Origin of the sequence: Desulfohalobium retbaense DSM 5692 (genome assembly GCF_000024325.1) — a bacterium.
Taxonomy (GTDB): Bacteria; Desulfobacterota; Desulfovibrionia; order Desulfovibrionales; family Desulfohalobiaceae; genus Desulfohalobium; species Desulfohalobium retbaense.
Map to the genome: position 1 here is coordinate 2312194 of NC_013223.1, position 20304 is coordinate 2332497.

At 58.9% G+C, this 20304-nt stretch carries 21 protein-coding genes; 5 read left to right on the forward strand and 16 right to left on the reverse strand.

Translation table 11 applies throughout. The features are described 5' to 3' along the window. Nucleotides 1-6 precede the first annotated feature (6 nt). From DRET_RS10045 to DRET_RS10120, 16 genes are all read right to left on the reverse strand, one after another. Nucleotides 7-1161, reverse strand: coding sequence for a (Fe-S)-binding protein (locus DRET_RS10045; RefSeq protein WP_015752438.1), 1155 nt, complete (start codon nt 1159-1161; stop codon nt 7-9). Then, the gene (locus DRET_RS10050) at nt 1161-2555 is read right to left on the reverse strand and encodes an FAD-binding oxidoreductase (protein WP_015752439.1); all 1395 of its coding nucleotides are present in this window, start codon (nt 2553-2555) and stop codon (nt 1161-1163) included. The genes DRET_RS10045 and DRET_RS10050 overlap by 1 nt, the downstream gene beginning before the upstream one ends. Before the next feature lie 14 nt (nt 2556-2569). Beyond that, nucleotides 2570-3025 carry an SsrA-binding protein SmpB gene (smpB, locus tag DRET_RS10055; protein ID WP_015752440.1) on the reverse strand — a complete coding sequence of 152 codons (456 nt, stop codon included), beginning with the start codon at nt 3023-3025 and terminating at the stop codon, nt 2570-2572. 92 nt (nt 3026-3117) lie between these two features. Beyond that, on the reverse strand, nt 3118-4917 hold the full coding sequence (gene ptsP / locus DRET_RS10060; protein WP_015752441.1) for a phosphoenolpyruvate--protein phosphotransferase: 1800 nt from the start codon (nt 4915-4917) through the stop codon (nt 3118-3120). Continuing rightward, nucleotides 4918-5253 (reverse strand): HPr family phosphocarrier protein, encoded by a 336-nt coding sequence (locus DRET_RS10065; RefSeq protein ID WP_015752442.1) that lies wholly within the window; start codon nt 5251-5253, stop codon nt 4918-4920. It abuts the gene before it with no gap. Nucleotides 5254-5277: 24 nt separating this feature from the next. After that, complete coding sequence (locus tag DRET_RS10070) at nt 5278-6015, reverse strand: PTS system mannose/fructose/sorbose family transporter subunit IID (RefSeq protein WP_015752443.1); 738 nt, start codon at nt 6013-6015, stop codon at nt 5278-5280. 8 nt (nt 6016-6023) lie between these two features. Continuing rightward, entirely contained in the window at nt 6024-6863 is an 840-nt protein-coding gene (gene rsmI, locus DRET_RS10075; RefSeq protein ID WP_015752444.1) for a 16S rRNA (cytidine(1402)-2'-O)-methyltransferase, read from the reverse strand. Next, on the reverse strand, nt 6805-7209 hold the full coding sequence (locus DRET_RS10080; RefSeq protein WP_015752445.1) for a YraN family protein: 405 nt from the start codon (nt 7207-7209) through the stop codon (nt 6805-6807). Before DRET_RS10080 ends, rsmI begins: the two co-directional genes overlap by 59 nt. Next, nucleotides 7191-7784 carry a ribonuclease HII gene (locus DRET_RS10085; protein ID WP_015752446.1) on the reverse strand — a complete coding sequence of 198 codons (594 nt, stop codon included), beginning with the start codon at nt 7782-7784 and terminating at the stop codon, nt 7191-7193. Before DRET_RS10085 ends, DRET_RS10080 begins: the two co-directional genes overlap by 19 nt. 178 nt (nt 7785-7962) lie before the next feature. After that, on the reverse strand, nt 7963-8319 hold the full coding sequence (gene rplS, locus DRET_RS10090; RefSeq protein WP_015752447.1) for a 50S ribosomal protein L19: 357 nt from the start codon (nt 8317-8319) through the stop codon (nt 7963-7965). A 102-nt stretch (nt 8320-8421) separates the two neighbouring features. Continuing rightward, nucleotides 8422-9699 (reverse strand): tRNA (guanosine(37)-N1)-methyltransferase TrmD, encoded by a 1278-nt coding sequence (gene trmD, locus DRET_RS10095; RefSeq protein ID WP_015752448.1) that lies wholly within the window; start codon nt 9697-9699, stop codon nt 8422-8424. Nucleotides 9700-9721: 22 nt separating this feature from the next. Then, a complete protein-coding gene (rimM, locus tag DRET_RS10100) occupies nt 9722-10270 on the reverse strand; it encodes a ribosome maturation factor RimM (protein WP_015752449.1) in 549 nt (182 codons plus the stop codon). 14 nt (nt 10271-10284) lie between these two features. Further along, nucleotides 10285-10518 carry a KH domain-containing protein gene (locus DRET_RS10105; RefSeq protein ID WP_015752450.1) on the reverse strand — a complete coding sequence of 78 codons (234 nt, stop codon included), beginning with the start codon at nt 10516-10518 and terminating at the stop codon, nt 10285-10287. Between the two features lie 127 nt (nt 10519-10645). Then, nucleotides 10646-10891 (reverse strand): 30S ribosomal protein S16, encoded by a 246-nt coding sequence (rpsP, locus tag DRET_RS10110; protein WP_015752451.1) that lies wholly within the window; start codon nt 10889-10891, stop codon nt 10646-10648. Nucleotides 10892-11098: 207 nt separating this feature from the next. Beyond that, nucleotides 11099-12580 carry a signal recognition particle protein gene (gene ffh, locus DRET_RS10115; RefSeq protein ID WP_015752452.1) on the reverse strand — a complete coding sequence of 494 codons (1482 nt, stop codon included), beginning with the start codon at nt 12578-12580 and terminating at the stop codon, nt 11099-11101. Nucleotides 12581-12712: 132 nt separating this feature from the next. After that, nucleotides 12713-13903: a pyridoxal phosphate-dependent aminotransferase gene (locus DRET_RS10120; protein WP_015752453.1), complete on the reverse strand. Its 1191-nt coding sequence runs from the start codon at nt 13901-13903 to the stop codon at nt 12713-12715. Between the two features lie 411 nt (nt 13904-14314). Here DRET_RS10120 and DRET_RS10125 point away from each other — a divergent pair, with 411 nt between their 5' ends. The 5 genes from DRET_RS10125 to DRET_RS10145 all read left to right on the forward strand — a co-directional run bounded on the left by DRET_RS10125 (nt 14315) and on the right by DRET_RS10145 (nt 20186). Beyond that, nucleotides 14315-15043, forward strand: coding sequence for an amino acid ABC transporter ATP-binding protein (locus DRET_RS10125; protein ID WP_015752454.1), 729 nt, complete (start codon nt 14315-14317; stop codon nt 15041-15043). Between the two features lie 196 nt (nt 15044-15239). After that, nucleotides 15240-16067: a transporter substrate-binding domain-containing protein gene (locus tag DRET_RS10130; protein WP_015752455.1), complete on the forward strand. Its 828-nt coding sequence runs from the start codon at nt 15240-15242 to the stop codon at nt 16065-16067. Between the two features lie 285 nt (nt 16068-16352). Continuing rightward, nucleotides 16353-18149 carry an amino acid ABC transporter permease gene (locus tag DRET_RS10135; RefSeq protein ID WP_015752456.1) on the forward strand — a complete coding sequence of 599 codons (1797 nt, stop codon included), beginning with the start codon at nt 16353-16355 and terminating at the stop codon, nt 18147-18149. A gap of 7 nt (nt 18150-18156) precedes the next feature. Then, on the forward strand, nt 18157-18915 hold the full coding sequence (gene larB, locus DRET_RS10140) for a nickel pincer cofactor biosynthesis protein LarB (protein WP_015752457.1): 759 nt from the start codon (nt 18157-18159) through the stop codon (nt 18913-18915). A gap of 203 nt (nt 18916-19118) precedes the next feature. After that, nucleotides 19119-20186 (forward strand): glycosyltransferase, encoded by a 1068-nt coding sequence (locus DRET_RS10145; protein WP_015752458.1) that lies wholly within the window; start codon nt 19119-19121, stop codon nt 20184-20186. The last annotated feature ends 118 nt before the right edge of the window (nt 20187-20304 follow it).

The following is a 20304-nucleotide window of genomic DNA, read 5'->3' on the forward strand; positions in this document are numbered from 1 at the left end:
ACTCCGTCACTGTGTTGTCAACAATTCCAGCCAATGGCCGACCTGAATGCCTGCCGGCGCAGTCGCTCCAAGTTGGATGACGCACCCGGCGCATCCGGTGACCACGGCATCGATTTGTGAAGGAACCCGGTCCCAAAACGCGTGCCCCACGCGGGTGCACAGCTCAGGATGTTCCAATTGCATGCTTCCGCCCAGGCCGCAGCACTGGTCCAGGGACAAAACTTCTGCCCCCTGGCTGCGCAACACGGCTGCGAGCCACTGCCCTTCCCCCGCTTCACTGTGGCACGGCGAGTGGGCGACCACTTTAAAGCCGGCCAACGGGGGGACCGGCACCGGTCCGGGCTCGGGAATGAGCCGCCAAAGCGGCGTCAGACAGGTCAGCCAGGCGTCGCGCTCAGCAGCGTCCTGCCAGACATCGTCCAGGGCGCCATACGCCTGGAGGCCGGCCAGACAGGTCGCACAAAAAACCACAAGGCGCGGGCGTCCTGCCTCGCGCCACAATCGCACATTTTCCGCTTGCAGCCGGTGCTGTTCTTCCGGCAATCCGGCCTGGCCCAACGTAAAACCGCAACAGGCCCAGTCCGGCGTGGCGAGGACCGTGTCCGCCGCCTGCTTCAAAACGGCCTCAGTCGTGCCAAGCCAGCCGGTCTTGGCAAAACGGGCCGCACAGCCCGGGAAAAGCATACAGGCCTCTTGAACAAGGCCCTCCCGAGCTTTACCTGTCTCCACCTGGTCCGGCAAGGAGCGGTTGCGGCCGAGGCTGCGCAGAAGCTCCCGGCGGCTTGACGGGGCCAACCCCGGAGCGCGGCGCCCCCAGGCTGCCAAAAGGGGGTACAAACGCGGGGCGTTGTCCACCAGACGCCCCCAGATCCAGTTGCGCCAGCCCGGGTGTGCGGCTTTCAAGGCCTGCAATTGCCGGGGGACATCGACATTCTGGGGACAGACATCCCGGCACCGCTGGCACCCAAGACAGATACCGGCCAGACGTCGCACAGCGGCCTCGGAAAGATCGCCGCCCCCTGCCATCGCCTGGAGCAGATCGGCCTTGGCCCGCGGACTGAGTTCCTCGTTATCCGTGGCCTGAAAAAGAGGGCAGACTTCGAGGCATTTGCCGCACATGACACATTCGCCCCGATGGATGTCCGACGCAAAGCGCTCCATCAATATCCCTTGTCCGGATTGAGAATGGCGTTTGGATCAAAAACATGTTTCACCCGGCGCATCAGGGATTGCTGTTCCCGTCCGATCTGTTCGTGGACAAACGTCCGTCGGCTCCGGCCGATACCGTGTTCGCCGGACAAGGACCCCTCGAGTTCCAGCACGAAGCGCAAAATGCGCCGGGAGGCCCGTCCAACGGCCTGGCGCTGGGACTGTCGGCCTTTGTCGTACATGATATTCGTGTGGATGTTCCCGTCACCGAGATGGCCAAAGGTCAAAATGGTCACCCCTTCCTCAGCGGCGATCTGTTTCACGCCCTGGATATACCGCCCCACGCGGCCCCGGGGCACCGTCACATCCTGGCTGAATTTATGCGGAGCAATCCGGAAAGAGGCCTGATTGATCAGCCGCCGGGCCTGCCAGACCCGCTGCTCCTCCTGAGAGCCAAGGCCGGTATAAAGGGTTGTGGCTCCGGCCTGGGTACAGACGGTCTCCACCGCCTCTTTCTGAGCGGCCACACAGGCGCTGATCCCATCGACCTGGATCAGCAGGGCCGCAGCAGCGGTCTCGGCCTTGGGAAGCGGGGCTATCTGCCGAATGCATCCCAGCACGTCGCGGTCCAGAAATTCCAGGGCCACCGGGAGCATCCCGGCCATGAAAACGGCTTGCGCCGCCTCCAGGGCGGTCTCAAGCTCAGGGAAAAAGGCGAGCACAGAAGCGGTCTGCGGTGGTGCCGGCAGGAGTTTGAGCCAGGCCCGGGTCACAACACCCAAAGTCCCCTCGGATCCGACGAGAAGAGAGGTCAAATCAAGTCCGGCGACGTCCTTATGGGTCCGCGCTCCGGTCCGGATGATTCTGCCGCCCGGCAGCACCGCCTCCAGACCGAGCACGGCGTCCCGGGTCACGCCGTACTTCACGGCTCGCATTCCCCCGGCATTGGTGGCCACGTTGCCCCCGATGGAACTGACCGCCGCACTGGCCGGGTCCGGCGCATACAATAATCCCTTGGCCCGGGCCTCTTTTTGGAGCTCCCCCGTAATCACCCCAGGCTGGACCACAGCCACAAAGTCATGGGCATCAATCTCCAGAATACGGTTCAAATGCAGGGTGGACAGAACAACCCCGCCCCGCTCAGGCACACAGCCGCCGACGACATTGGTCGCCCGCCCTCGGGTATAAACAGGGATCGTTTCGGCATCGGCCCAGGCCAGAAGACGCTGGACCTGCTCCACGGAACTGGGGCGGACCACGGCCTGGGGCATGGCGTGGGACCGGCTGGCGTCAATGCCATAGACATGCATAGCTTCCGGAGCCAGGAGCAACCCCTCGGCGGGAAACAGCGAGCGCAAAAACCGCTTATGGGCGCGGCTGAGGGGCGTGGGGTGCGGGAGGGACATTGGTGGCGGGAAACCTATTTGGCCTTGGCCATTTCCCGGTCCATGTCCCGTTGAATGGCCTTTTGTTTGAGTTCCTGACGCCGATCCCGGACATTCTTGCCCCGAGCCAAAGCCAGCTCGACCTTGAAGCGGCCGTTTTTGAGATACACCTTTGTGGGGACCATCGTCAGGCCTTTTTGCTCCACTTTCCCCCGCAAGGAGGCGATTTCACGCCGGTGCAGGAGCAATTTGCGCGGCTGGTCCGGATCATGTCCGGCATATCCAGCATTTTCGTAGTGCGCAATATGGACACCGACCAGAAAGGCCTCTCCGCCGCGGAACTGGACATAGCCATCCTTGAAACTGATGCGCCCGGCGCGCAGGGACTTGACTTCCGACCCTGTCAGCACCAGACCGGCTTCGATGAATTCGATAAATTCAAAATAGTGGCGGGCCTTTCTGTTCTGGGCCACAACCTTTATTCCTGACATGAACGCACATTTCCTTTCGTTTTCCTGCGATGCAGTGCCTCCCGCGAGCGCAACACCTGCGTCGCATATGCGGACCGCAACCAGGGGCAGGATTACCCGAATAATCCGCCCGGGCGCTCCTCATCGTTGCCGAGCATGGAGGAATAGAACATGATTTCTTCCGGAAAACGCTTGAAGATAATGTCCTGGACCAGGGCGTTATTTTTGGCCACCGACGAACTATTGATGACCTGTTTGAGCAGATAGGCGCATTCTTCCATGGTCGCGTTGCGGATGATCCGCTTGATTCCCGGGATCGATTGCGGATTGATGCTCAAATTGTCCACTTGCATGCCCATCAAAATGGGCACGCAAAACGGGTCCGAGGCCATTTCGCCGCAGAGGCTGACTTCGATACCGGCCTGGTGTCCCGCGTCGACAACAGACTTGATGCTGCGCAACAGGGCCGGGTGCAGCGGCTGATACAGATAGGAGACGTATTTATTGGTCCGGTCGATCCCCAGTGAGTATTGGATGAGATCGTTGGTCCCGATACTGAAAAAATCGACTTCTTTGGCCAGGATATCCGCGGTCATCACTGCGGACGGCAGCTCGACCATGATTCCGATGGGGGTATCCGGATTGTAGGCGATATTTTCGCGGCGCAATTCCTGTTTGACGCCCTCGACAAACCGCTTCAGCTCGACCAGCTCATTGAGTCCGGAAACCATGGGAAACATGATCGAAACATTCCCGGTCACACTGGCCCGGAGAATGGCCCGCAATTGCGTGCGGAACAAATAGGGGTACTGGCGGCAAAACCGGATCGCCCGCAATCCGAGGGCCGGATTGGCCTCCTCCAGGTGCCCGAAAAGATCGCTCAATTTGTCGCCGCCCAGATCGAGGGTGCGGATGACCAGACGCTCCGGGGCGACGATGGAGGCCAGGTCCCAATACTCCTCAAAGAGTTCATTTTCCGAAGGCAGTTCATTGCGATTGAGGTAACTGTATTCAGTCCGGTACAGGCCAATGCCCTCCCCGCCGTGATCAAGGACCGAGGTCACCTCTTCGAACAATTCGATATTCGCCAGCACGTTGACCCGGTACCCGTCGATGGTCTCCCCGGGCAAGTGGCAGCTGCGCATGATCGTGCTTTGGTAGGCCTCGAACTGATCCTTGAGTTCGGTATACTGAGCCAGTTCCTCATTGTCGGGAGCAATGAACACTTTGCCCTGCAGACCGTCGATGATGACCTCGTCGTCATCCTGAATCGAATCTTCAAGGTCGGTCACCCCCACCACGGCTGGAATCTGCAGCGACCGGGCCAGAATGCCTACATGCGAGGTCTTCCCGCCCAGGGCGGTGGCAAACCCCATGATCTTGTCCACCTCCATCTCGATGGTATCAGCGGGAGTCAGGTCATGGGCCACCAGAATGACCCGACTGGTGATCGCCTTCGGGCCCTCCTCGCAACCGAGCATTTGTTTATAGACCCGCTCGGCCACAGAGCGAACATCCAGAATCCGGTCCCGGATATATTCATCCTCGATGCTGGCAAAGACCTTCTCGATATCGTCAACCGCCTTTTCCAGAGCCCATTCCGCGTTCAAACGCATTTCGCGGACATAGTTCTGGGCCGACTGGCGCAGTTTCGGATCGCGCAGGATCATCAAATGCGAATCGATGATCGAGGCGTGCTCCCGGAGTTCCTCAGGGACCTTGGCCCGTATCTCCTCAAGCTCGACCAGGGCTTGGTCAAAGGCGTACTTGAGCCGATGGATTTCCTGGTCCACAAGCCCTTCGGCCACGGTCTGTCTGGCACTGAGACAAAACCGTCCCCGGTTGAGATAATAGACCCGGCCGATAGTAATGCCGGTGGAGACAGGGATTCCAGACAAAATATGTCGGGCCATCTATTTCGCCTCGCCGAACAGATTATGAAACAGGTCCGACAGATGGTCCACAGCATCATGCGCATCCGGACCGTGGGCCTTAAGACGCACCCTCTGGCCCTGGCCGACGGCCAGGGAAAGTATATCCAGAACCGATTTGGCGTCCGCCTGGCGGTCGTCCACCAGGACCCAGACCTGGGCCATGAATTTTTGGGCCTCTTTGGCCAATTGCCCCGCGGGTCTGGCATGCAATCCCAATTCGTTGCGCACACGCAACGCCAAATCCGCGGTGTATTCCTGGTCCCCTTCGGCGGACTCCGTCCCCTGAGGGGCTCGAGCGGCCCTCTCCTCAGTCATCTGGTCGCACCTTTGTCTTCATGGTTATACGCCGAGCATCCCAACCAGAGCCACGACACACAACCCGATGATCCATATTTCCCGCCACACGCGACTGCGAGCAGCAAGACCTGCCAAGACCGTGAGCATCCCCGCCCAGAGCACTATCGCCCATTCGGGCAAGGCCACAGGAAAAACCTGCCACACAATCCCCAACGCAAGCAGGGCGTTGCCGATTTTCACCCGCCGCCCCCAATTGATGAGATTCCAGCGTTTGAGGCGCTGCAAAAATCCCATGCCCTGGCTCACCCCAACCCCAAAAAGCCAGATCTTGAACACCTGCAGCAAAATCAGGCTTCCCGCAAGCCACAAGACGGCCGCGGCATACATCCCCTGCATAAGAAAGACAACAGCTCCCAGTGCCCAGCCGACAAGCAGAGAACCGCCGAAAAACGAATCGCCAATGGCCGAAAGGGTGTAGGTCACGGTCTGGCGAATGGAGATAATGTTCTGGGGCGTGAGACCGCCCGCCTCCAGGCGCTGCTCGAGATGTAAAAAGCAGCCGACCAGCAGCGGGGTCCACCACGGGTGGGTGTTGTAGTGGTGCAGATACCGCTTTCTGGCGCGCCGCAACATGCGCCCATTCTCGTACAACGCCCTCAGGCCCGGGTCCATGGCGTACGCCAGCCCCATATTCTGCAATCCGCGGGGATTGAAGTTGGCCCCTACCAGATAGGTGCGCAAAAAACAGCGCAAAAGTGTAGGCCAACGCAGTGACGCCACGATTCGCTCTACTCCTTGCCTTGCAGTTGCATCAGCAGTTCGTACAGGGCTTTCGCCGACCATCCCGGCACATGCTCCTGAGCGGAACGAACAATGGCTTTGGGACGGCCGCCCTCGTCACTGGCCCGCTTGAGCCAGGCCCGGGCTTCTTCGGTCGAGGCGACCTGCTCTTCGGCCGGACCGATGACCACCGTGAATTCTCCCCGCCATTCCCGGTCAAGAGAAGCCCACCGGTCCAGACGGGTTATAATAAACTCCTCATGGGTCTTGGTCAATTCACGGGCCAGACAGAGTTCACGCGAACCCAGTTCGGAAGCCGCCACAGCCAGGGTTTCCACCAGACGGCTTTTTCGTTCAAAAAAAACAATCGTACACGGAAGCCCCCCGTATTGCCGCCAGATCTGACGTTGCTGGCCGACTTTCCGCGGCAAAAATCCCAGAAAGGTGAAGGGATACGGCGGCAGTCCGCTGGCCATCAAAGCCGTTACCGGAGCCGAAGGGCCAGGGACCGGTCGGACCGCGTACCCCGCCTCCCGGCAGGCACGGACGAGGCGGTATCCCGGATCGGCCACCAAAGGCGTTCCCGCATCCGAAATCAAGGCCGCATCCTGTCCCTGCCCCAGGTGTCCCAGAACAGTCTGCAGCCGGGCCTGTTCGTTGTGCTCATGAAAACTCAAAAAACCAGGGCCCGTCAGGCCGACCAGTTCAAAGAGCTTGCCCGCACGTCGGGTGTCCTCGGCCAGCACCAGATCGACCGCCGTCAAGACCTCCCTGGCCCGCGGCGACAAGTCACCAGGGTTGCCAAGAGGAGTGGCGACTATCCACAATGTTGGAGAGTTCGAAGGCATTGGTGCAGTGCTCCACTTGGTTGCCTGAGGGGCCGGAAAAGACGGAAATAACATCAAACCGGCAGGGTGTCTCCCACAAACGGTTCCGGCTCAGATACGCGGAGGCCGCCCGGATCAATCGCTGCTGCTTGGCTGGAGTCAGGGCCTGAATCGGCAGTGTCCGGCCGGAGGAGGCCCGGGTCTTGACTTCGACAAAAATAATCTCCCTTCCAAGACGGCACACAAGATCAAGCTCGCCGCCACCGCCACGCCAATTGCGGGCCACTATGACATAGCCGCACGATTCCAGATAGGCCCGGGCCGCTTCTTCGCCGTCCCGGCCTGTTTTCAAATGCCTGGCAGACACAAATGCTCCTCGCGCTGGACAACCCCCTTGAAGGTCAGCCGGTGCATGCGGCTTGGCCCGAGGCGGCGCAACGCCTCCAGGTGCGCGCGGGTGCCGTACCCCTTATGGCGGGCGAATCCGTACCCTGGATAGCGTCGCTCCAGACTGACCATGACCCGGTCGCGAAAGGTTTTAGCTACAATAGAGGCCGCCGCAATGCAGGGTTCGCTACTGTCCCCGCCAACGATGCTTTTCTGGGGCAGCGAGGTCGGCACGGGCTGGTTGCCGTCGATATAGACCATATCCGGGACGTGTCCCAGGCGCTCGATGGCGGTCAGCATGGCTCGCTTGGTGCTCTGCAGGATATTGATCGTATCGATCACCGGAGGCCAGACCACTCCCAATGCCCAGTACAGGGCCTGCTCCTTGATGGCTCCGGCCAGGACCTCCCGGCGTTTGGCCGAAAGCTGCTTGGAATCGGTCATTCCGGGCAGATCCCAGGTCTTTGGCAAAATGACCGCCGCCGCAACGACGGGCCCGGCCAGGCAGCCTCGCCCAGCCTCATCCACCCCAGCTACGCGATACGACTCGTTCATGGTTCACCCTGCACATTGAGACCAGAAACCCTGGAAAGCAGGCTCGCCTGGGAGCCTGCGTCGCGGCAAAAAAAAGGCAGGAGGCCGGGGAGAAATCCCTTACCCTCCTGCCTTGAGGCACTTTATTGCAAAACGGCCGCGGTGCACGCCGTCCCCGTGCCCGCCATGCGCAAAAAGGCTATTTTCTGCCCATGGTGTTCCGGGGTTTGATGCGGGCCGCTTTGCCCTTGAGCTGGCGGAGATAGTAAATGCGGCTCTGGCGCACCTTTCCTTCCGTGACCACCTCAACACGCTCAATGGCGGGAGAATGCAAGGGGAAGACCCGCTCCACACCGATTCCGCCGGAAATTTTCCGTACCGTGAACGTGGCGTCGGTTCCGCCGCGACGCACCTTGATCACTGTGCCCTTGAAGACCTGAATGCGCTCTTTCTCGCCTTCAATGATCCGCACGTGGACATTCACAGTATCGCCGGCGCGGAATTGAGGGATATCGATCCGCAAATGGTCCCGTTCGATTTTCCGCAAGGCATCCATTGGCAGCTCCTTTGTATCTGGCGCCGCCCCGGCTCCGGGGAGGCGGCTTGAATTGCTCTGTCGTCTCAAAAATACGGTATCAGGAGGGTCTGTACCCCTCAGTCAATACCAGTCCTGCAAAACCCGATCGATATAGATGGCTGCTGCGGAACGTACGGAAAGATGATTATACGTGCTCAAAAAACGCAGCGGGGGCAGCAATCCATCTGTCTGGGCCAGGGCCTCGTCCGCCAGCCCGGACCCTGTCCCGAAGACGAGGAGAACCGGACGATGCTCCAGCGCCGTCCGCACCTCCTCGAGGCGCACCGTCTCTTGCCCCTGAGCGCTCGTGGCCAGCACGAGCGGGGGTTGACCGGTGCGTTGCAAAATATTGTCCCGAATGGCTTCCAAATCCGTGACCACATGGACGTCGGCCAATGCACTGGCCCTGTCAGCATTGGTTTGGCATCCAGCGCCCTGCCGCCAATGGTCCAGCAGCCGATGCGCCAATTCCCGCTGGTCAGCCAGGGGAGTGGCCAGATAATAGCCCCCAAGGCCGTAGGAACGGGAAACGCGTCCAATATCGTGAATGTCAAGATTTGTCAAAGAAGTTGTGCCCACTTCCCCGGATTTGGTCAGCACCGGGTGGTGCAGAAGCCCGACATACAAATTCCGTCCCCGCCACTGCCGGGGCAACGCTTGCAGGCAGTGCTTGTCCGCAGCGGACAGGGAAGCGTTCCGGAGCAGTTCCGGTCGATATGCCAGCGTGGTCTCCAGGGCCTTTTCCCGCCGCCACCGGGCGATACGGGCATGGTCCCCGGACAACAGGACCTGCGGGACCTGGAGCCCCTCATAGGTTTCCGGCCGGGTATAGTGGGGATACTCCAAAAGCCCCGTGGAAAAGGACTCTTCGGTGGCCGAATCGGTTTTGCCCATAAAGCTCGGCAGCAACCGGGCCACGGCCTCGATGATACATAAGGCCCCGGTTTCGCCGCCGTTGAGGACGTAATCGCCAACGGAAACGGGCTCAATGGCTTCCAGGGATTCAATTCGGGCGTCAATCCCTTCATACCGGCCGCAGATGAGCGTCAGGGCCTCTTCTTCGGCCAACTCCCGCGCCAGGGTCTGGTCGAAGGGCCGTCCCTTCGGAGACAAGAGCAGCGTCCGTCCCCGGCGGGGGATGGAGTGCAGGGCCCGGCGCAAGGGATCACACATCATGACCATGCCCGGCCCGCCGCCATACGGCCGGTCGTCCACACTGCGGTGGCGGTCCTCAGTGAACTCCCGCGGATTGATTGTGGCGAAGGACACCAGCGATTCTTGACACGCTTTGCCCATCAACCCGCATTGTAGCGGTGACGCAAAGAATTCCGGGAACAAGGTCACCAGGGAAAAATGCACAATAGACTCCGGCAGGAGGCCCTCAACGCGTGTCGTCGCCGTTGTGGAGGTAGAGGTCCAACAGCCCTTCAGGGGGGCGGATCACCACCACCCGTCGCTCAAGATCGACATCCAGGACAAAGGCTTCGCAGACAGGGAACAGGATCTCCTGACCCTGCGGGCCCAGAATAACCCAGACGTCCTGGGCGCGATTGTCCTGGACTTCGAGCACCTCTCCAACCCAAGCGCCGTCCTCCAACTCGACCCGGCATCCAGGCAAATCCTGGCGCAGAAGGACCGCGTCATCCGGTTCCGGAAGATCCCGGGCCCGGGCCAGGACTTCTCGCCCACGGATGGACTCGGCGGCGTCACGGCCCTCGATCCCGTGCAGAAGGAGAACATCGCGCCCTTTGTGGACCCGATGCGACAGCACGGCATACGGCTTGGGCCGACGCCGCTCGAATTGGAGATAGATACGCTCCAGCGACGCAAACACAAAAGGGAAGTCCGCATGGGGCTCCAGGCAGACTTCCCCTCTCAACCCGAGTGGCTTGGCAATCCGGCCGATGGGCACCAGGCGTATCTTGCCCATAGCTTTGCTGACGGTTATTCCAGGATTTCCAGAACAGCCCGTTTCTGCGCCTTGGTCGAGGCCGCCCCCAAGATGGTCCGCAGGGCCCGCGCGGTGCGCCCCTGGCGACCGATAACCTTGCCCAGATCTTCCTTGGCTACCTTCAGTTCGATGACGGTCGTTTGCTCGCCCTCAATTTCCTTGACTTCCACCGCCTCAGGAACATCAACCAATGATTTGGCGACATACTCCACTAGATCCTTGAGCATGGTATCACCTCCACATGCACTGGGTCGTCAATCTCACGTCCGATCGTCCCGTCAAACGGCACGCTGTGCTCAATGCCTTATGAGGAAGCGGTCCCGTCAACACGGGGCAAGCAAACGGCACGGCAGGCTATTTTTGCCCGCTGGCCTTGGCCATCAAGGAACGAACAGTCTCCGTCGGCTTGGCGCCGCGATCAATCCAGGCCTGGACTTTGTCCATATCGATCTTGAATTCGTTGGAACTGACCATGGGGTTGTAATATCCGAGATATTCCAGGGCCCGTCCGTCACGGCGGTTCTGGCTGTCCGTGGCAACAATACGATAAAAGGGGCGTTTTTTCGAACCCATGCGTGTCAATCGCAATTTCAAGGCCATACGCTGTGATCCTCTTCTTGTCTTACTCTGTCGTTTGGTGTTGAGATACAAACACGATTCCAAGCCGCAGGAGGCCCCATGCCACCTCAGCATCTGGCTCCGTCAGGCCTTCCATATACTCAAAAGAATGCGTCCCCAAACTGTATCCAAGACAATGCCGTGCGGGCATCGCTTCTGGCGGGTTCGCTGTAGCACAACGCAAATGGGTTATTTCTTTTTGCGTTGTTTCTTTTTGGCTTTGGCTTTTTTCCGCCGCTTTTCAATTTCCTTCTGGCGCTTGCGCGGATCCTGGCCACCGCCGGTGCCACCCGACCCCCCCGGCATTCCAGGCATCCCGGACATGCCAGCCATTGCTGACATATCCGAGGGCATAGCCGCAGTATTCTTTTTGCCCTTGCCGCCCATTTTTTTCAACATCTTTTGCATCTGGTTGAAATTTTTGAGCAGCTGAGTCACATCCGAAACAGTGGTCCCACTGCCTCGGGCGATGCGTTCCTTGCGGCTGGTGTCGATGGACTGCGGACGACTCCGTTCCGTGACGGTCATAGAACTGATCATGGCTTCCAATTTGACCAGTTCTTTTTCCGGCATCTGGACGTTTTGGAGTTGCTCCCGCATTTTTCCGGCCCCGGGCAACATCTTCAATAAGCTGTCCAGGGAGCCGATTTTGCGCAGCCGCCGCATCTGTTTGCGGAAATCATCGAGATCGAAATCCGCCCGCTGAAATTTGTCTTCGAGCTCCTGGGCTTCCTGCTCGCTGACATCGGTCTGGGCTTTTTCAATCAAGGTCAGGATATCGCCCATACCCAGGATGCGCGATGCCACACGATCAGGATAAAAAGCCTCAATATCCTTAAGCTTTTCCCCAACCCCCATATATTTGATGGGCTTGCCGGTGATGGACTTGATAGACAAGGCCGCCCCGCCGCGGGCATCCCCCTCCATCTTGGTCAGCACAACGCCGGTCAAGTCGAGCAATTCGTCAAAGCGCTCGGCCACATTGACGGCGTCCTGTCCGGTCATGGCATCGGCCACAAGCAGGATTTCACTGGGAGCGCAGACCTCTTTGATCCGCGCCAGCTCATCCATGAGTTTTTCATCGACATGGAGCCGGCCGGCCGTGTCCAGCAAAACGGTATCCTGGCCGTTTTCGCGCGCCTTTTCGAGGGCGTCGCGACAGATATCCACCGGATTCATCTCAGAAGTCGACGGGTAAGCCGGAATGTCGATCTCAGAGGCCAGACGATGGAGTTGGTCGATAGCCGCTGGCCGGTAAACGTCAGCGGGCACCAACAGCGGCGCATGGTTATCGCGGCGCAGTTGCAGGGCCAGCTTCGCGGAACTGGTCGTTTTTCCCGATCCCTGGAGGCCGACGAGCATAATAACCCGCGGCGCCGGGCCTTTGAGATTCAATCCTTCCTGACTGCCACCCAGCAGATCGATCATCTCCTCGTGGACAATCTTGATGACCTGCTGGCCTGGTGTCAGGCTGGACAGGACCTCCTGGCCCATGGCCCGTTCCCGGACGCGATCGGTGAAGGTCTTGACCACCTTAAAATTGACGTCCGCTTCCAAAAGGGCCAGGCGCACCTCACGCAACCCCTCCTGGATCGCCTTCTCGTCCAGGCGACCTTGGCCTTTAATGCGCTTGAATATCGAGTCAAGTCTGTCAGAAAGGGTATCAAACATGGGCGCTTCCGCAGTTTCGCTGTCTGGGCTGCCGCAAAACGGCATTACAAAAGTTTGAAAACATAAACTCAAATCCCGGAGGTGTCAACGGACAACTCTCAGGCCCGTCCCGTCACCCCCGGGAAAACGTTCTCATTGCCACCGTTGACGGGCCCGGGCCAGGGAGGCGGCGCCATTGCGAATAACCGTTTCAGGAACGCAAAAAGACAACCGGAAATAGCCGGGAAAACCGAATCCGGAACCTGGGACAGCCAAAACCCGCTCTTCCTGGAGGGTCTGGACAAAGGCGACATCGTCGCCGCCTGGGGCCTGGACAAAGAAATAAAACGCCCCTTGGGGCACGGCATAGGTATAGCCCCCGGCGTCAAGGGCCTCGACCATGGCCGCCCGTCGTTTTTCATAGACCTCGAGATCCACCGAGGCCTCCAGGCAATAGCCGACAAGACGCTGGCCAAGGGCTGGAGCATTGACAAAACCGAGGATGCGGTTGGTCAATACCAAGCCGTCCATAAGTTCCTCTTTTCCAGGCATCTCCGGATTCAAAGCCAAATACCCGACCCGTTCTCCGGCCAGGGACAGATTCTTGGAAAAGGAACTGACCACCACACTGTGTTGGTAGGCCGGCAAAACAGGGGGCACCTGCGTTCCGTCAAAAGTCAAGAAACGGTACGGCTCGTCGGACACAAGCAGGATGGGCCGGCCGTACTTGCGGCTTGCTGCGTCGAGGACAGCCGCGAGTTGGCGCAGCTCCGATGCAGAATAGACCCGCCCGGTCGGGTTATTGGGGGAATTGATGAGCACAATCCGGGTCTTCTCCGAGAGAGCCGCCTCAATGCCTTCAATATCCAGAGCGAAATCCGGTTCGCGTGAGGGGACCGTGCGCAGGACGCCGCCGTGGTTTTGGACGTAAAAGGTATACTCCACAAAAAAGGGCGCGGGACAGACCACTTCGTCCCCGGGCTCCAGGATCGCCCGGAACAACACATTCAGCCCTCCGGCGGCCCCACAGCTCAACAACAGTTCCTGCTCGGAAAGCGCGACCTGCTGCTCGCGGGACAAGCGCTGGGCCAGGGCTTGCCGGACATCAGGATACCCGGCATTGGGCATATACCCGAAGGCATAGGACGACTGCGCCTGTTCAGCCAGGCGCTGCAACCCTTTGGTCACGGCTGCAGGCGGGGGGAGGTCCGGATTGCCCAAACTGAAATCATACACCTGGTCTTCGCCGTATTTGGCCTTCATCTCCCGCCCGGCCTCGAACATCCGGCGGATCCATGAGGAACTTTCCAAATAGGTCTGCACCTGTTGGCTCAACATCGACATATCCCGCTCCTTTCAATTACTGGGGGTCGTGCCTGCGGATTCTCAACTTCGCACAAAACCTCTGCCAACCCTCGGCAAAGGGGCACCGCTGTGTGTTGCTAGCGTGAAGAGCACCGATTTTCAATATCCAAACCTGCATCCGGTCCGGACGGCGGGGGAAATTGGACCGCCGTTTCACGGTTCGTGGCTCCAACCCAACCCAGGCCCGGCTCCGAATCTTGCCCAGCACCTCAAAATCATATAGGCCTGGGATTCGTTTTTTGACCTTCAGACTCCATTTCCCCTGAAAACCTCACCTTCTCCCCCAAAACGTTTTGGCTTGGCCAATGCCGTTTGGCGCTCCAGGCCCGGCTCCATACGACAGGGGCCGCGGGAGGTGTCGGCCCGGGGCGTTGGCATAAGGAGCAAACCGTGATCCAATTCAACCACGTCTCCAAGTGGTTTGGCGATTTCCAGGTCTTAAAGGACATCAACCTCCACATCGAGCGCGGCGAGGTCGTGGTCATCTGCGGCCCCAGCGGATCAGGCAAAAGCACCCTTATCCGCTGCATCAACAAATTGGAACCGTATCAGCAGGGGCAGATCCGGGTCGATGGGGTCGACCTGGCGGATCCGGAACTCAGCTTGAGCCAGTTGCGAGCTGAAATCGGTTTCGTCTTCCAGCAATTTAATCTCTACCCGCACATGTCGGTTCTGGAAAATGTGACCCTTGCCCCGCTTTTGGTCCGGCGCATGTCTCCTTCGGCCGCGGAAGACCGTTCCATGCAGCTGCTGAACAAAGTCGGCATTCCCGAAAAGGCCCATTCCTATCCGGCCCAATTATCCGGCGGGCAACAGCAACGGGTAGCTATCGCCCGCGGTTTGGCCATGCAGCCGAAGATCATGCTCTTTGACGAACCGACGTCAGCCCTGGATCCGGAAATGATCAACGAAGTCCTTGAGGTCATGAAGACCTTGGCCCGGGAAGGCATGACCATGATCGTGGTCACCCACGAAATGGGCTTTGCCCGGGAAGTGGCCGACAGGGTCATCTTCATGGACGAGGGTGAAATGATCGAAACCAACACCCCGGAAGACTTTTTCCACCACCCGCAAAACGAGCGGACCCAACTTTTCCTGAGCAAAATCCTGGCCCATTAAACCGCCTCTTATGAGGTGCCCTCTGGGACGTCTTTCTGCCTGCCAGAGACAAAAAGCTCCCTTTGAAGGCAATATCGCATTCAAGGTGAGCCCTAGCGCCAAATGTCAGGAAATACTTGTCAGTCGCGCTCCAAGCAGGTAAGAGCCAGAAAAGGTCACTTTCCATCCTGCAACCCCCTATCAAAGGAGCTGCCCTATGCGCTTCGGCAAAATTCTCTTTCTGGCCGTCATTTTTGCCCTGTTCTCTGCCCAGGCAGTGCTTGCCGGCCCCACGTACGACCAGGTCATGAAAGACAAGGTCATCCGCGCCGGCTTGATGACCGACTCCATTCCTGGTGCATTTTACAACAAAGACAACGAGTGGGTCGGCTTTGACGTCGACATCGCGAAAGAAATCGCCAAGCGACTCGATTGCGAACTCAAACGGGTGCCGGTGACCAACAAAACCCGGATCGCCTTTGTTCAGCAGGGTCGCATCGACATGTCTGTGGCCAACATGACTCATAAACGCGAACGGGACAAATCGATCGACTTTTCGATCACCTACTTTTTCGACGGCCAAAAGCTCCTCGTCAAAAAGGGCAGCTTCGCGAACTGGGACGAGATCGTAGGCCAGAAGATTGCCACCATGCAGGGCACGACCTCGGAGGTCAATCTGAAAAACAAGCTGGAAGAGCTCGGTGACACCAACGCCGACGACAACGTCATCTCCTTCCAGAAGGAATCGGAATGCTTCCAGGCCCTGGAAATGGGCCGCGTTGCCGGCTGGTCCACAGACTCGACCATCCTTCTGGGCTATGCCGCGAAGCGTCCGGGAGAATACGAACTCATCGGCGACTTTATCAGCGACGAACCCTATGGCATCGGCCTGCCTGAAGACGATTCCAAATGGCGCGACACCATCAACTTCACCATCCAGGACATGTGGCTGGATGGGACCTACATGGACATCTACAACAAATGGTATGGTCCGGACACTCCGTACTCCTTCCCCATGACTGAACAAATCGAAGTCTGGCCCTAGAACGGCAAGCGACCATGGATTGACCGAGCCCGGAATGACGCGTATTCCGGGCTCTTCTTTTGCTTTTTGCCACGCAGGGCCGTTGCGGCCGTAGTCCCTATGGCCATTTTCTTGAAGCCGGCGGGTCTGCCGCTTGCTCCCTGTCGGAGCAACCCCGCGCCGGTCTCGCCCTGTAACCGCTTCCGGGACTGTCCTCACCCCTTATTCGGTGCCGGGCAACCAGCTCTCGTGCGTTGGACCACCGTCCTCACTTGAGGCCACCCACAACACCTCGATTGATGCCCTATGAGTACCCTGCGCTACGTTCTTGAAAAATCCTGGGCCCAATATCTTGTCCTCTTTCTCCTGGTCGGCACGGCCATATACTATTGGGGCTGGATTTTCGACTTCGGGTATGAGTTCGATTGGTCTGTTCTCTTCACCTTCAATGATACCTACGGCGAATACCTTGGGTTGAACCTGCTGAAGGGATTGAAGGTCACAATCATCATCTCGTTGATAAGCGCGGGGATTGCTCTAGGATTGGGGACTGTCTTCGGGCTCGGGCGCCTGTCGTCCTTCAAACCCTTCTATCTGTTTTCGACCTGGTACGTCGAATTCTTCCGGAACACGCCCCTTCTGGTCCAGCTCTTCTTCTGGTATTTCGCACTGCCCAAAGCCCTCCCGGAAGCCGCTCGCAATTTTGTCTTCAGCCTCGATTACGAATTCTGGTCTGCAACACTGGGCTTGGCGATTTACACCAGTTCCTTTATGGCCGAAGTCATTCGCGCCGGCGTCCAGTCGATCCCCAAAGGCCTTCTGGAAGCGGCGTACTCCTCGGGACTGACCTATTTCCAGGCCTTGCGCACGGTGATCCTGCCCCTGGCCTTCCGGGCCATCATCCCCCCCTTGGGCAGTGAATTTTTAAACAATATGAAAAATTCCTCCCTGGCCATGGTCGTCGGCGTAGCTGAACTCACATGGCAGTCCCAGCAAATCGAATCCCTGACATTCCGAGGCTTTGAAGCCACGACTGGCGCGACTGTCCTGTATCTCGGGCTGTCCCTGGCGATCTCGGGGCTGTTGAACATGATCAACACCCGGTTGCGCATTGAAGATGTCCATAAAAAGGGAGGACTGACCTACCACTTGACCGGCGCGCTCTTCTGGCCCTTCACGCAGATCTGGAAACTCGGCATTCTTCCCGTCTGCAAATTGTGCGCTCCGCCGGCAGACAGTCTGCGAATGTCCCCCGGCAGACGAATGTGGGAGACGGCGAAAAAATCCCTTTTCCAGGCAATGGCCTGGCTGGCCAAAGGGGGATTCGTCCTGGTCTTTCTCTATATCCTCTACAAGATCGGTCAGGGGTTGATGTCATTTCATTGGGACGTGGTCTGGGAAAATCTCGACACCCTGCTTATCTGGCGTTTTCCCCAAAGCGGCGGGGGAGAAGAGAATTTTATGTGGGGTCTTGGCGGACTGAGTTTCTCCATTTTAATGGCGGTGATAGCCATATCCATCAGCTTTTTCATCGGCCTTATTGTCGGGCTTGGCCGGATGTCCAAAAACCGTATCCTGCGCCTGCCCTGTATGGTCTATATAGAGGTTATCCGGGGCAACCCGCTTATCATCGTCATTTTCTGGGTCTATTTCTTTCTGCCCATTTTCATTAAAACCTATCTCAATGTCTTCTGGAGCGCGACCATCGCCCTGACCATCTTTACCGGGGCCTATATCGCTGAAATCGTCAGGGGGGGGATCCAGAACATTCCTCCGGGGCAGTTTGAGGCCGCCTACGGGACCGGGTTGGGATATTGGAGCACCATGCGCCATATCGTCCTGCCCCAGGCCCTGAAACAAATGATCCCGGCTATTGTCGGCCAATTCATCGCCATCTTCAAAGACACCTCGCTGGCATTTGTGATAGGGGTCCTGGAACTCACCTTTGTCGCACAGGGCCTGAACAATCGGTTGATGATTTATCCTTTCGAGATCTATACTTCTGTTGCGGCGCTTTATTTCATTTGCTGCTATTCTATGAGCCTTATGGCCCGGCGACTGGAAAATAAACTCACTCCGGCATCAGCCCGGATGCAGATGTAAGACCGCTATGGACATTCACGACCTCTTGCAGCGCGTGGCCCAAGGGCGCCTCTCTGTCGAGGACGCCGCGCGCGAACTCCGTTTTGCCCCGTTCACCGCATCCGGGGAGGGCGTCTGCCTGGACGGCCACCGCGGGCTGCGCACCGGTGTTCCCGAAGTCGTCTTTGGGTCGGGGAAATCGGAGGCGCAGCTCGAACGGGCTGTTCAAGGCCTGGCTGATCAGGGAGCCTCGGTGCTGGTCACCAAGCTGAGTCCCGGTCAAGGCGAAGCGTTACACGCCTTGTTTCCCGAGGGGAAGGTGCATCCCCAGGCCGGCCTTTTCACCCTCGGCGCTGATCTCTCGCTGACCCCTCCTTGGCCCGAACAAGGTGAGGCGCTGGTCCTCAGCGCCGGGGCCAGCGATCTCCCCGTGGCCCTGGAAGCTTACGCCACAGCCCAATATTTCGGACTGACGGCCGGACTGGTCAGTGACGTCGGCGTCGCCGGGCTGCACCGGCTTTTGCCCCATCTCCAGGCCTGTGACCAGGCCCGAGTGCTCATCGTGGTTGCCGGGATGGAGGGGGCCTTGCCCTCTGTCGTCGCCGGCCTCACGGACAAGCCGGTCATCGCTGTGCCCACGTCAGTGGGCTACGGGGTCTCGTTTCAGGGAGTGACCGCACTTTTGGGCATGCTCAGCAGTTGCGCCCCAGGCGTGGCGGTGGTCAATATCGACAACGGGTTCGGGGCTGCCGCCATGGCCCGTAAATTGTGTCACCTGAAGCCCTGAAACGCTCTGGCTTTTGTACCAATCCCATTTCGGATTCACGGGCCCACGTTGCGAGGCAACCTGAGCGCAGCGGCCCGCCGTTGCTGCCTTCCGCCGCTGCAGACGGCATAAGGAAACACCCTTACCCGCCCTGCTTCGGCCCCCATGCAAAACGTCCACCTTGCTCAGCGACTGAACACTGCTGACCTTCTGCCACACAACCTATGCGCATTGCCTTTATCAATTCCACACACCGTTGGGGCGGCGTCAAAACCTGGATGCTGGATGTCGGCCAGGCCCTTTCCGAACGCGGTCACGCGGTGACGCTCTATGGCCGTCGCGGCCCTTTTGTCGACGCCTGGACCGCAGCCGGGTTGCCTGGGAGGTCGGTCACCTTTGGCAGCGATTTCAGTCCCCGCAGTATCGGTTTTTTTGTCCGCGACTTTCGCGCCTGGACCCCAGATCTGATTCTCGCCAATGTCGGCAAAGACCTGCGAACCGCCGGTATTGCCGCCACGTTGTGCGGTATTCCCGTCATCCACCGTGTCGGTCTTCCGGGAGACATGCGAGACAAATGGAACGTGCGCCTGGTTCACCGCTTCCTCAAGCCATCCTATCTCGTTCCGTGTGAATTCATTAAAAACGGATTGCTGCGAGAGCTGTCGTTCCTGTCGCCGGAGGCGGTCACCTCCGTGCATACCGGGAAGACTCCCGTGACAGTTCCCCCCGGCCAGGTCGCCGATCCACTGCGGCTGGTCATTTCCAGCCAACTCAGCAAGGAAAAAGGCCACAGTGACCTTTTTCAGGCCTTGGCCCGGCTGCGTGGGCAGCACCGCTTTGTCTGCCACATCCTCGGCACTGGCCCTTTCGAAAACCAGCTCCAGGACCTGGCTTCAGAGCTGGGATTGGACCACCATCTCATCTGGCACGGCTTCCAACCCGACGTGCGCCCCTTTTTGCGGCAAGCCGACATTTTTCTTCTCCCTTCATACCGAGAGGGATTGCCCAACACCCTGCTGGAAGCGATGGCTGAAGGCCTTATCCCGTTGTCCAGAAATGTAGGCGGCGTTCAAGAAGTCTGGCCGGATTCGCTCGCCCCTTTTCTCCTGCCAGAGGACAGCGACCCCGCCACATGGGCCGCGGCGTTGAGTGACCTTCTCGTCCAACCCGAAAACCAGCTTCTGCGCTACAAGGCTGCAAGCTGGCAAGCCTGCACCGAGAACTTCACCCTGGCCACTCAGATCTCCCGCCTCGAAGCCTGGCTGCAAGGACAACGCGCCCCAAGATCCTGATCTTACTGTGCCCTGAAAAGCCCGGTAGCGCGCTATCCCCAAACGACACACAGTCCTGCAGGACCACAACCTCCTCGTTCTCGTGGCGAGGTATGTAAATGTCCTCGCAACGTGCTGG